The organism is Streptacidiphilus sp. PB12-B1b, from assembly GCF_014084125.1.
Taxonomy (GTDB): Bacteria; Actinomycetota; Actinomycetes; order Streptomycetales; family Streptomycetaceae; genus Streptacidiphilus.
Window position 1 is genome coordinate 269,984 of sequence record NZ_CP048405.1, and the last position, 12,678, is coordinate 282,661.

The 12,678-nt window shown below is 73.1% G+C and carries 9 protein-coding genes; 7 read left to right on the forward strand and 2 right to left on the reverse strand.

Going from position 1 to position 12,678, the window contains the following annotated elements:
- Positions 1-48 precede the first annotated feature (48 nt).
- The 7 genes from GXW83_RS01230 (at position 49) to GXW83_RS01260 (ending at position 7,057) form a co-directional block, all read left to right on the forward strand.
- Positions 49-390, forward strand: coding sequence for a YbaB/EbfC family nucleoid-associated protein (locus tag GXW83_RS01230; RefSeq protein WP_182441022.1), 342 nt, complete (start codon positions 49-51; stop codon positions 388-390).
- Between the two features lie 532 nt (positions 391-922).
- Positions 923-1,522 (forward strand): recombination mediator RecR, encoded by a 600-nt coding sequence (gene recR / locus GXW83_RS01235; RefSeq protein ID WP_182441023.1) that lies wholly within the window; start codon positions 923-925, stop codon positions 1,520-1,522.
- Positions 1,515-2,225 (forward strand): DUF5063 domain-containing protein, encoded by a 711-nt coding sequence (locus tag GXW83_RS01240; protein WP_182441024.1) that lies wholly within the window; start codon positions 1,515-1,517, stop codon positions 2,223-2,225. The genes recR and GXW83_RS01240 overlap by 8 nt, the downstream gene beginning before the upstream one ends.
- Positions 2,226-2,434: 209 nt before the next feature.
- Entirely contained in the window at positions 2,435-3,703 is a 1,269-nt protein-coding gene (locus GXW83_RS01245; protein ID WP_182441025.1) for an aspartate kinase, read from the forward strand.
- Between the two features lie 305 nt (positions 3,704-4,008).
- Positions 4,009-4,677: a SigE family RNA polymerase sigma factor gene (locus GXW83_RS01250; protein WP_182441026.1), complete on the forward strand. Its 669-nt coding sequence runs from the start codon at positions 4,009-4,011 to the stop codon at positions 4,675-4,677.
- Positions 4,674-6,164 (forward strand): hypothetical protein, encoded by a 1,491-nt coding sequence (locus GXW83_RS01255; protein WP_182441027.1) that lies wholly within the window; start codon positions 4,674-4,676, stop codon positions 6,162-6,164. The genes GXW83_RS01250 and GXW83_RS01255 overlap by 4 nt, the downstream gene beginning before the upstream one ends.
- 116 nt (positions 6,165-6,280) lie before the next feature.
- Positions 6,281-7,057 (forward strand): SURF1 family protein, encoded by a 777-nt coding sequence (locus tag GXW83_RS01260; RefSeq protein WP_182441028.1) that lies wholly within the window; start codon positions 6,281-6,283, stop codon positions 7,055-7,057.
- Positions 7,058-7,297: 240 nt separating this feature from the next.
- On the opposite strand, the gene GXW83_RS01265 is transcribed toward GXW83_RS01260, so the two are convergent.
- Together GXW83_RS01265 and GXW83_RS01270 are read right to left on the reverse strand one after the other, a co-directional pair.
- Positions 7,298-9,148, reverse strand: coding sequence for a prolyl oligopeptidase family serine peptidase (locus GXW83_RS01265; protein ID WP_182441029.1), 1,851 nt, complete (start codon positions 9,146-9,148; stop codon positions 7,298-7,300).
- A gap of 137 nt (positions 9,149-9,285) precedes the next feature.
- Positions 9,286-12,393 carry a S53 family peptidase gene (locus tag GXW83_RS01270; protein ID WP_182441030.1) on the reverse strand — a complete coding sequence of 1,036 codons (3,108 nt, stop codon included), beginning with the start codon at positions 12,391-12,393 and terminating at the stop codon, positions 9,286-9,288.
- Positions 12,394-12,678 lie beyond the last annotated feature (285 nt).

Here is a 12,678-nt window from a genome sequence, read left to right on the forward strand (position 1 = left end):
CGAACGGTTGCGGTGCGCGCGGTCGGTTCACAAGGTCAGGAGTGGTTCATGTTTCCCGGTGGCGGACAGCCCGACATGCAGGCCCTGCTCCAGCAGGCGCAGCAGATGCAGCAGCAACTCGCGCATGCGCAGGAGGAGCTGGCGGCGGCGACCGTGGACGGGTCGGCCGGTGGCGGCCTGGTCCGGGCCACGGTCAGCGGTGCGGGCGAGCTGAAGGCCCTGGTGATCGACCCGAAGGCGGTCGACCCCGAGGACACCGAGACCCTCGCCGATCTGGTGCTGGCCGCTGTCCGGGACGCCAACGGCGCGGCGCAGCGGCTGGCGGCCGAGCGCCTCGGCCCGCTGGCGCAGGGGCTTGGCGGCGGCGGAATCCCCGGCCTTCCGTTCTGACGCAGGGCGCAGGGCGCAGGGCCCAGGGCGCGAAACGCGGGACGCACGCGGGGCAGGGCGGGTTCGGCGGTTGACCGGCGAGGCCCGGGACGCTGTCCCGGGCGAAGCCGACGGGCTACCGTGGGCGGGGGCGCTACCGTGGGCGTGAGCGGCGGCGGACGCTGGTGCCCGGCTGCGGTGCCGGGCTTCGGCGCTGGGCCGGACGCAGTGCGGCGAGCAAGCGGTCCTCCGCCGGGCCACACCGGACCGGGGTCGGCCCCGCCGCGCGGGCCTGCGACCCTGCGGCCTGGCCGCGCAGTGCCCAGCCAGGCCCGGACGGAGCGCTCGTGCGCGAGGGGTGGGCGTTTCTGTTTACTTCTTCGCAGTCCCGAAGACTTCCGCGCGCCCCCTCGCACGACCACTCTTGGTGTGTCGCACGGGTGTGTAGACCGCCGGGGCCAGAGGATGATGGCTCCCAGCACGTGTTATCCAGATGTCCGGCCGAGCAGCCGGACGGCAGCAGTACCGACAGCGGAAGGGCAGGACGAGCAGCGTGTACGAGGGCGTGGTCCAGGACCTCATCGACGAGTTGGGCAGGTTGCCCGGCGTCGGCCCCAAGAGCGCGCAGCGGATCGCCTTCCACATCCTGCAGTCGGATCCGGTGGATGTCCGCCGGCTGGCGCACGCCCTCAACGAGGTCAAGGAGAAGGTACGTTTCTGCGTGGTCTGCGGGAACGTCTCCGAGTCCGAGCGCTGCCGGGTGTGCCTGGATCAGCGCCGCGACCTCTCGGTGATCTGCGTGGTCGAGGAGCCCAAGGACGTCGTCGCGGTCGAGCGGACCCGCGAGTTCCGGGGCCGCTACCACGTCCTCGGCGGGGCCATCAGCCCGATCGAGGGCGTCGGGCCGGACGACCTGCGGATCAGGGAGCTGATGGCCAGGCTCGCCGACGGTGTGGTGACCGAACTGATCCTGGCCACCGATCCCAACCTTGAGGGTGAGGCGACTGCCACCTACCTGGCACGCCTGCTCAAGCCCATGGGCCTGAAAGTGACCCGTCTGGCCAGCGGCCTGCCGGTCGGGGGAGACCTGGAGTACGCCGACGAGGTCACCCTCGGACGGGCCTTCGAAGGGAGACGACTTCTCGATGTCTGACGCCACTACCACCACGACCACGCGCGCCCGCCAGCCGGAACCGGGGTCGGGAGCGGAGCCCGGGCACGCGGCGGAGCCGGACGAGTTCGCCGTGCAGATCGCGGACTCCGTGGACAGTTTCGTCCTCGCCGTCCACGAGGTCGCCAAGGGCGACGAGCCCGGCAGCGCCATCTCCCTGCTGCTGCTGGAGGTGTCGCAGCTGCTGCTGGCCGGTGGCCGCCTCGGCGCGATCGAGGACGTCCTGCCGGAGGACCGCTACGAGCCGGACACCGGCCCGGACGTGGACGAGTCCGACCTGCGCCAGTGCCTGGCCGAGCTGCTCGCGCCGATCGACGTCTACCACGAGGTGTTCGACCCGTACGGCATCCCGGACAAGCCGGTCGCCTGCCGGATCTCCGACGACATCGCCGGGGTGGTCGCCGACCTGCAGCACGGGCTGGTGCACTACCGCGAGGGCCGGATCTCCGAGGCGCTGTGGTGGTGGCAGTTTTCCTACCTGGCCAACTGGGGCTCGACCACGACGTCCGTGCTGCGCGCCCTGCACTCGCTGGTGGCGCACGTCCGCCTGGACAGCCCGATCGGCGCGGCGGTCGAAGGCGCCGACACCGACGACGACGGCCTCACCGACGAGCAGCTGGGACAGCAGGCGGGCGAGCTGATGGCCGCCGAGCTGGGCGTCCACAGCCAGGAGCCGACCAGCTAGCAGCGGCCCACGAGGCGGCCTGTGAAGCCGGCGTACGGCGGCGGCACGCGAGGCGCGGGCGTCTCGACGGTTGAGCCGACGGTCTCATCATGCGGATGACGCTGGGCGCGGGGGCCCCGGTCGATAGACTGGGCCCCGCGCACGCCCTGTGAGGCTGCGCGGCCTGAACCACCGCAGTACCGGGAGACCGGAAGATACGAGGAGCGCACGTGGGCCTTGTCGTGCAGAAGTACGGCGGCTCCTCCGTCGCCGATGCCGAGGGCATCAAGCGCGTCGCCAGGCGAATCGTCGACACCAAGAAGGCGGGCCATGAGGTCGTCGTCGTGGTGTCCGCGATGGGCGACACGACGGACGAGCTCATCGACCTCGCAGAGCAGGTGTCACCCTTCCCCGCCGGACGCGAACTGGACATGCTGCTGACCTCCGGCGAGCGCATCTCCATGGCGCTGCTGGCCATGGCGATCAAATCCCTGGGCCACGAGGCCCAGTCCTTCACCGGCAGCCAGGCCGGGGTCATCACCGACTCCGTCCACAACAAGGCCCGCATCATCGATGTGACGCCGGGTCGGATCCGTACCGCGCTCGACGGCGGCAACATCGCCATCGTGGCCGGCTTCCAGGGCGTCTCCCAGGACAGCAAGGACATCACCACGCTGGGCCGGGGCGGGTCGGACACCACCGCGGTGGCGCTGGCGGCGGCGCTCGACGCCGAGTGCTGCGAGATCTACACCGACGTCGACGGCGTCTTCACCGCCGACCCGCGCGTGGTGAAGAAGGCCCGCAAGATCAACGAGATCGGCTACGAGGACATGCTGGAGCTGGCCTCGTCCGGCTCCAAGGTGCTGCTCGCCCGCTGCGTCGAGTACGCCCGCCGCTACAACATGCCCATCCACGTACGGTCGTCCTTCTCCGGACATGTCGGTACCTGGGTCCGTAACCAGCCCGAAGGGGGCGAAATGGAGCACGCCATCATCTCCGGGGTCGCCCACGACACGTCGGAGGCCAAGGTCACCGTCGTCGGAGTGCCCGACAAGCCCGGTGAGGCGGCCCGGATCTTCCGCGCCGTCGCCGATGCCGAGATCAACATCGACATGGTGGTGCAGAACGTCTCCGCCGCGTCGACCGGTCTGACCGACATCACCTTCACCGTGCCCAAGGCCGAGGGCCGCAAGGCCATCGAGGCGTTGGAGCGGGTGCAGGAGGGGATCGGCTTCACCTCACTCCGCTACGACGACGAGATCGGCAAGATCTCGCTGGTCGGGGCCGGTATGCGGTCCAACCCCGGGGTGACCGCGGCGTTCTTCGAGGCGCTGTCCGGCGCGAGCGTCAACATCGAGCTGATCTCCACCTCGGAGATCCGGATCTCGGTGGTGACCCGCGTGGACGACGTCAGCGAGGCGGTCCGGGCCGTGCACAGCGCCTTCGGACTCGACACCGAGAGCGACGAGGCCGTGGTCTACGGCGGCACCGGCCGCTGACACCGCGGGCCCTCCGGCGTCGGCGGTTGCCGGCGCCAACGGCCGCTGGACGGACGGGGATCGGGCTGCGTCTTTCGCGTGAGCGGGGGTCGCCGCCCGATCCATTCATCTCAGTCGGCCCGTTCCGGTGACGCAGGTGAAACCGCCCCGTACCGTGGGTGCTTCACAACGGCGGGCGCTGGCTGCGGGGAGGCGGACGGGATGGGCGGAAGCTCCCGGCAGGACCGACCGTGTCGGCCCGGCGATTCCCTGGCGCGCCGGTACAACCATCCCGGCCTCCCGGACGTCAAAGAGTCGTGGCAGAGATGGCGGGGAGTCCGGTGCTGGTCGGGGGGTTGCCCGTGACCGCGCCCTTTCCCGGCGTCCGCAGAGCGGTGGACCGGGTGGTCGACCGTACGATCGACCGCGCCGTCGAGCACGGGCGCGGCGTCGAGCACGGGCTGGACCGGGCCGAGTACACCGCGGCCGCGGCCGTCGCCGAGGGCACCAGCGTCGACCTGCTCACCGAGACCTACCAGGCGCACTACCGCTCGCTGCTGGGCCTGGCCGCGCTGCTCCTGGACGACGCCGCCTCCTGCGAGGACGTCGTGCAGGAGGCGTTCATCCGGGTCCACGCGGCCCGGCGCCGGGTGCGCGAGCCGGACAAGACCCTGGCGTACCTGCGGCAGACCGTCGTCAACCTGTCCCGCTCCACGCTGCGCCGCCGGATCATGAGCCTGCGGCTGCTGCAGAAGCCCATGCCGGACATGGCCAGCGCCGAGGAGGGCGCGTACGACGCGCTCGAACGCGACCAGCTGCTGCAGGCCATGCGCGGACTCCAGCGACGCCAGCGCGAGGTGCTGGTGCTGCGGTACTTCGCCGACATGACCGAGGCGCAGGTGGCGGACAGCCTCGGCATCTCGGTGGGCTCGGTCAAGGCGTACGGCTCGCGCGGGCTCGCGGCGCTGCGGCTGAGCATGGAGTCGGCGTCATGACCGACGGCATCCTGGACGGAACCGGCACCGGCACCGGCACCGGAACCGGAACCGGAACCGGCAGCGGGCAGCCGGGCGGCGGCCTGCCCGGTAGCCTGCCCGTCGGCCCGGACGTCCCTCCCGGCGGCGGCCACGGGCCTGCGGGCGGCGACTCCGCCCTGGCGGGCACCCTCGCGGGCGGCGACGTCGGCGGACCGGCCGTCCCCGCCGCCCCCTCGGGCACCGGGGCGGCTGGACAAGCCGGGGGACAGGCCGTCGGCCAGGCCGGGGGACGGGCGTATGTGCGGGTGGTGCGGCCCGGGGGGAGCGTGGGCGGGGGCAGCGGCCGCCTCGGGGAGATCCCGCCGATGCCGATGGCACCGCCCAGTGTGCTGCCGCCGTGGCTGACCGCCGCCGGCTCGGCGGGCACCGGCGGTACGGGGGCGGCGCAGGACGGCGGCCTCCTCCCGGAGGAGGCGCAGCTGCGCGAGCTGCTGCAGCGCTCCGTCGACGGGCTGCAGCCCGCCCCGGACTCGCTGGAGCTGCTGCGCCGGGCGGTGCCGCTGCGCCGGGCCCGCCGCCGCAGATGCGGCGGGATCGCCACCGCGCTGGTCCTCGGTGTGCTCGGCGGCCTGGTCCTGCACTCGCTGGCGGACGCGGGCGGGACCTCGCAGGGCCCCCAGTCCGGGCCGGGCTACCAGAACGCGGCCACCGCCTCCTCCGCCCGCAGCGGCAGCCCCGACTCCACCGGTGATCCGGTCGTGCCCTACCTGCCCGGCCCGACCGGCGGCTCGGCCTGGCCGGTCTCCGGGGGCGCGCCGTCCGGTCCGGCGCCCGGAGCGGCCGTCGGCTCCCGGTCGGGATCGTCCGCGCCGTGGACCGGCGGGACCACGGCCGGGGGGACCGGCTCGGTCACCTCCCCGCCGGCCGCCGAGTGCAGCCGGGCGCAGCTGGGCAGCGGCGCCGCGACCGTGGGCGCCCCGGACGCGGCCGGCACCATGTACGGCTCGTTCCAGGTCACCAACGTCTCCCGGACCACCTGCCAGGTGTCCGAGCCGGGGACGGTCGCGGTGGTCTCCGTCAGCGGCACCCTGGCCTCCCGGATCACCGTGCAGCAGCACAGCGCCTCGGACCCGGCGACGCTGCTGCCGCCCCCGGCGGCCACGCCCAGCCCGGTGCTGCTCGCGCCGGGGCAGTCGTACGTCGTGGACTTCGCGTACGTGCCCGCCACCGGCGCCAACGCGCCCAGCTGCGGCAGCGCCGGTCCGACCGTGACCGCCTCGGCCAGCACCGACAGCCCGGTCAGCAACGGCCCGCCCGCGCCCCCGGCGCCGGCCGCCCGGCACGGTCAGGACGCCGGGCTGAGCCCCTCCCCGCAGCCGGGCGCCGACCCGACCGTCACGCTGGCGCACACCCCCGGCTCGGGCGGGCCGCTGGCGGCCAGCGCCACCCTCACCGACGCCTGCGCGGGCACGGTCTACGCCACCGCCCCGCTCGCCACCGGCTGAGCGCCTGAGGTTGGCCGGACTGCCGGGAGGGGCCGTGGGCGCGGCCGTCAGCTGGGGTTCTCGCCGGGGGCTGACCCCTCTGCGGCCGCCGAATGAAGGGTGGTTACCGTGGGGGTGTGTACCGGTTCCTCCTGACCCCGCGCTGGCTCGGCCTCCACCTGTTCGCCGTGCTGGCCGTGCCGCTGTGCATCTGGCTGGGCGTGTGGCAGCTCAGCCGCTTCGAGCAGCGCACGCACACCGGCGACCACCGGGCCGCCCAGGCCGCCGCACTGGTCACCCACCCCGTGCCGCTCGCCGGGCTGATGGCCGGGGCCGACGCGCACACCGTGACCGCCGGGGACGCCGGCCGCGAGGTGACCTTCTCCGGGCGGTACGACGCCAAGGAACAGCTGCTGGTCCCGCAGCGGGTGGTGAACGGCCGGAACGGCTACTACGTGCTCACCCCGCTGCAACTGGCCGACGGCACGCACATCGCGGTGATCCGCGGCTGGACCGCCGGCGCCGCGCACCTCGCCGCGCCGCCGACCGGCGAGGTCCAGCTGCGTGGACGGCTGCAGATCTCCGAGGACGAGAGCTCCCCGCAGGTGATCTCCACCGGTAGCCTGCCCCAGGGCCAGGTGGGCATGATCAGCCCCTCGACGCTGGTGAACCTGCTGCCGTACGGGGTGTACGACGGCTGGATCGCGCTGGACGCCGGCTCGACCGACCTCGTGCCGGTGCCGACCTACCAGGCCGCCGAGGGCGACGGGCTGACCCTGGAGGCGTTCCAGAACCTGGGCTACACCTGCCAGTGGTTCGTCTTCGCCGGCTTCGCCGTCTTCATGTGGGCCCGGCTGGTCCGCCGCGAAGCCGAACTCGTCCGCGACCGCCGACTCGGCATCGTCACCGCCTAGCCCCCACCACGCCCGCCCCGGCCCGAGCCGTCGCCCGCCCCAGCCCGCGCGGCCGTCCCGGCCCGCGCTCCCCGGCAGGGCGGTCACCGGCCCGAGCACCCACCCGCCCCCGGCCGTCCGAGTCGCGCGGCCAGCGGTCCCAGCGGCCTCCCCGGCCCCGCCCGGCCCGGCTGTCCCGGCCCGGTGCCGCGCGGGCCCGGCCCTGCCCGGCCCGGTGCCGGGGTGCGGGCCGCTCGGGGGTCAGACCAGGTGGCGGGCGACGAAGTCCAGCTCGAGGCGGAGCTGCTTGATGCGCTCTTCCACCACCAGCGTGCCGTGCCCGGCCTCGTAGCGGTAGACCTCGTGCACCTTGCCGGACTTCTCCAGCAGCTGGATGTAGTTGTCGATCTGGGCGATCGGGCAGCGCGGGTCGTTGAGCCCGGCGCTGATGTAGACCGGGGCCTTGACCGCGTCCACGTAGGTGATCGGCGAGGAGTCCCGGTACCGCTCGGGGACGTCCTCCGGGGCGCCGCCGAAGAGGGTGCGGTCGATGGCCTTCAGCCCCTCCATCTCGTCGTGGTAGGCGGTGACGTAGTCGGCGACCGGGACGGCGGCCACGCCCAGCGTCCACAGCTCCGGCTGGGAGCCGAGGCCGAGCAGGGTCAGGTAGCCGCCCCAGGAGCCGCCGGTGAGCACCAGCCGGGCCGGGTCGGCCAGGCCGGAGTCGACGGCCCAGGCACGGACGGCGGCGATGTCCTCCAGCTCGATCAGGCCCACCCGGTGCTTCAGCGCGTCGGCCCACGCCTGCCCGTAGCCGGTCGAGCCGCGGTAGTTGACCCGGATCACCGCGAAGCCGTGGTCCAGCCAGGTGGCCGGGGCGGCCGCGAATTCGTCGCCGTCGTGGGCCATCGGCCCGCCGTGGATGTGGAACACGGTCGGGAACGGCTCGCTGCCGGTGGCCGGACGCTGCACCAGTGCGTGGACCGGGCCGCCGGGGCCGTCCACCCAGACGTCCTCGACCGGGGCGGACGGCGGCGCCTGCGGGCCGGGCGCGGCCAGCACCACCGTGCCGTCGGTGGAGCGGATGACCGGCGGCTGTTCCGAGGAGGACCACAGGTACTCCACGCTGCCGTCGGGCCGCGCGGTCGCGTCCAACACCGTGCCGGGCGGGGTGTGCAGCTGCTCCAGCGAGCCGGACGCCAGGTCGTAGCGGTAGATCTCGCTGCGGGCCCGGTAGGTGTGGTCCACCAGCAGTGCGGAGGCGTCCGGGTACCACTCGGCGGAGATGTCGCCGGGCAGCTCCAGCCGCAGCTCGGTCCGGTCGTCGGTGGCGGTGTCCCACAGCATCAGCTCCCAGCGGCCCCGGCGCTGGTGCGCGACCAGCAGCCGGGGATCGCCGTCGAGCGGGGCGAAGCCCAGGCTGCCCAGGCCCAGCGGCTCCTCGCGGCCGGTGGCGTCGTCCATCTCGGCGACGGTCGAGGCGTCGGCGGTGCGGATCACCCGCAGCGAGGCGTGCATGGCGTCGCCGTGCTCGGTGTGCTCGATCACGATCAGCGTGCCGTCCTGGGAGAGCCCGCCGACATGCGCCGACTCGCGGTGCCGGTACACCTCGACCGGCTCCGCGCCGGGACGCACCAGGTGCAGCGTGGTGCCGTCCTCGTCGGTGCAGCGGCCGACGACCGCGGTGACGCCGGTGCCCGGGCGGCCCAGGGCCAGGCCCTCCGCGTACGCCGGGGGCAGCCCGGGGACGGCCTCCTCGTCGGCCGCGCCCCCGCTGCGGCCGTCGGCGGCGTCCGGGCCGGGGTGGAAGCGCTGCCGCCGCCAGATGCCGAACTCGTCGCCGTCCTTGTCGTCGAACCACCAGATCCACTCGCCGTCCGGGGTGAGGAGGGCGTCGGTGGTGCCGTTGGCGCGGGCGGTCACCTGGCGCTGCGCGCCGGTGGCGCGGTCCCAGGCGTAGACCTCGAACGTGCCGGTGGCGTTGGACACGAAGAGGGACCGGTCGGGGGCCTGGTCGGCCCACGCGGGCAGGCTGATCCGGGCGGCCCGGTACCGCTGTTCCCAGACGGGGAGTTCGGCGAAGTCCTGCTGTTGCTGCGTCTCGCTGCTCATGGCCACCATCCTGCCGCCTCCCGGCGGCGGGCGGGAGTCGGTGCGCGGGAATGCGGACGCCCCGCCGGGCGCAGGGCTCGGCGGGGCGTCGGCTGTGCGTCAACGCCGTTGCGGCGCTGGTGCGGTGGGGCTGTGCACTACATGTAGTAGCCGAACACGTCGGCGATCACGTGGGTGGTGCTGTTGACGTACAGGTCGACCTTGCCGTCGGCGCCGATCGGGACCACGACCTGGTTGGGGACGGTCTCGCCCTTGATCCAGTTGAGGTTGGAGGTGGTCGGCTTGGTGCTGCCGTCGGCCCAGGCGATCAGGTTGCCCGAGCCGGCGGTGCTGGTGACGGTGACGTTCAGGACCGCCGTCTTGGCGCCCGACGGAACCCCGCCCTTGCCGGTGACCTGCAGCACGATGGTGCTGCCGCCGGTGATCGGGGCGGTGGTGGAGACGCCGACCGCGCTGCGGGTGTCCAGGATCCGGTTCGGCGTGACACCGGTGAACGAGGTGCCGGTGGCGTCGGCGGTGTAGTAGCCGAAGACGTCCGCGATGACGTGTGCGCTGCCGTGCACCATCAGGCTGACGTTGCCGTCCGCGCCGATCGGCACGATCGCCAGGCCGGCCTGGGTGGTGCCGTTGGCGGCCCAGTTGACATTGGAGACGCCGGGGGCGGAGACGCCCTCGGGGAACGCCTCGATGTAGCCGCCGCCACCGGTGGTCTGCGTGGCCGTCAGGTTGAGCACGGCGGCCGTGGCGTCGGCGGGGACGTTGCCGTGGCCGCGGACGGCCAGGCTGACCGTCTGATTGGTGATCGGCGTCTTGGTGGCGATGCCGGTCGCGTTGCGGGTGTCCAGCAGACGGCTGGGGCTCACGCCGGTGAAGGTGTCACCGGTGGTGGCCTTGGTGAAGTAGCCCTGGATGTCGGCGATGACGGACGTGGCGCTGTTGGTGTAGAAGTCGATCGCGCCATCGCCCGGGACCGCCACGGTCACCAGGTTGGAGATGGTCTGGCCCTTGGCCGTCCAGTTCAGGTTGGACGTCTTCGGCCGGGTGGTGTTGTCGCCCCAGGCGGTGAGGTTGCCCGCACCGGTGGTGTTGGTGACGGTGACGTTCAGGACCACCGCGGTCACGCCGGTGGACGGAATGCCCGCGATCTTGGAGTTGCCCTCGATCTGGACGCCGGTCATGCCGCTGGCCGGGACGACGCTGCCGCCGCTGATGGTGCGGGTGTCCAGCAGCCGGGTCGGGGTGACCGGGTGGTAGGTGCCCGGGCCGGTGGCCGGAGCCGGGTCCGCGGCGCACAGCGCGGCGGTGAGGGTGGCCGCGTTGGGCTCACCGAGGCCGGTGGTCAGGTCGTAGCCGGTGCCGGCGTTGTAGCCGCCGTGGCTGTAGACGTTGTTGTTGCCGGCGGTGATGTCGGTGTAGTAGCTGCCGTAGCTCTTGGACGCCAGCCCGTACAGGGCGTAGTTCAGGTAGCCGAGCGGGCCGTTGGCCTGGCAGGTCGGCTGCGCGTCCGCGATGGCGGTCAGCGCGGCCCAGGTCGGCGAGGCGCCGCTGGTGCCGCCGATGGTGCCCCAGCCGCCGCCGATGTAGACCGGGTAGCCCGAGTCCGGGTCCGCCAGGGCGGAGACGTCGGGGACCTGGCGGCAGACGGAACCGGAAGCCGCCTTGCACGCGGCGGAGTTGAAGCCCGCGCCGGTGAAGCCGTTCTGGAAGCCGGCGCCGGTCAGGGACCAGACGTTGGAGGTGCCGCCGCCGGTGCCGCCGTTGTTGCTGTTCCAGGCGGAACGCGAGGTGGCGGGGTCGCCGGAGAGCAGGGTGCCGCCGACGCCGGTCACGAACGGCTGGCTGGCCGGGTCGGAGACGGAGAGGACGTTCTGGTCGGTGCCGCCGGCCGGCTCGCAGGCGTTGGCGCCGGCGTCACCGGAGGCGACGAAGATCGTCTGCCCCTGCGCCGCGGCCTCCTGCGAGTCGTAGTTCTCGGCGTTGATGACCGAGCCGTCGGTGTAGTACTCGCAGCCGCCGTAGCTGATGGACAGCACCTGGGCGCGGTCGTCGGTCACCATCGCCTGGTAGGTGGCGAGCCACTGGGCGTCGGTGAGGTTGGGGCCGAGGTCCGGGCCCTCGTAGTCGATGACCGAGGCGCCGGGGGCGAGGCTGGTGACGTCCTCCAGGTCCAGCAGCGACTCGACGCCGACGTTCGCGGAGGGGTTCGGCGCCTGCTTCGGGCCACCGTCGACCTTGACCACGCTGACCGGCACGTGGGTGCCGTAGCAGGCCTGGTAGGCGGCGAGGTCCGAGGCGGAGTAGTTCTCCAGCTCGAAGACGCCGATGGTGGTGCCGGCGCCGCTGGTGCTGCTGTGCGCCATGTTGTACGACGCGGCGAGGTCCTCAGCGCTGTAGTAGCCGTTGCCGTCGCTGAAGCCGTAGTCGTTCGAGAGCGTCTGCGCGGCGGTGCCGCAGAGCTGCGGACCGGTGGTGGCCGCCGGGGCGGTGGCGCGGCTCCGGGTCGAGCCCTTGACGTGGACCGACGCGGCCGTGGCCGGGGTGATCAGCTTGGTGTGGTCGGTCTCGCGGCGGTTCAGCGTGTCCAGGCCGCCGACGCCAGAGATGTCCGCCGCCACCGACCCGGAGATCTGCGGCGCCGCGGTGTTGACGAAGCCGGTGGTGCCGTCCTTCAGCCGGTAGTCGGCGAAGCCGGTGCCGAAGGCGCGCGACGCGGCGGCCAGCGTGGTGTCGACCGGGATGGTCAGGCCGTCGGCGCTGACCTTGCCCGGCTTCAGGCCCTGGGCCTTGAGCGCGGCGGTCACCTTGGCGATGGTGTCCTGGGTCGGGCCGAACACCGAGGCGAACTGCCCCTTGGCCAGGTAGCGGTGGTACTGGGCGCTGCCCTTGGTGGAGACGGCGGTGGCGAACGCCTGGAGCGCGCCCGGGTCGCGCGGCGTCAGCCCCACGGCCAGCTGGACGGCGGTGCTCCCGGCGGGCGCGCCGGTCTTGACGGCTCCGGCCGGGACGCGGGCGGCGGTGCCGACCCGCTGCGGCGAGGCGGACACGCCCCCGGCGAGCGGGCTCGCCGAGACCGGCGCCACGGTGACGGCGTCGGCCGTGGCCGCCACCGAGACCATGGCCAGGGCCGCGGTCGAGGCGGCGATCGCCAGACGGGTGGTGTGCCGCCGCTTGCGGGCGGCGTGGTCGCGGCTGCCAGGGGCAGGGTCCATGGAACCCCCCGGCGCCGCAATGACCTTGTCGGTCATACAGCTCTCCTATGAACGTGCGCGACGTCAACGTCGGCGGCCCCGCGCGAACAGGACCCGTGCGAACATTCGCCGTCAAGTAGGGGCGTCAGGCCCGAATACGAGACAAATGTCGGCGCAGGGTGTTCCTCGGTGCGCACAAATGCACGGGAACAGCCACCGTGTGTGGACTAATCAGAAGAGTTTTCTATCAGTGGTGATCGATCGGTGGCCGGGCAGGGTGGTTGGGGTGAGCTTTTGTTATGAGATTGACGCAACGGGTGGGCAGGATGTCCCTGTTGCCCC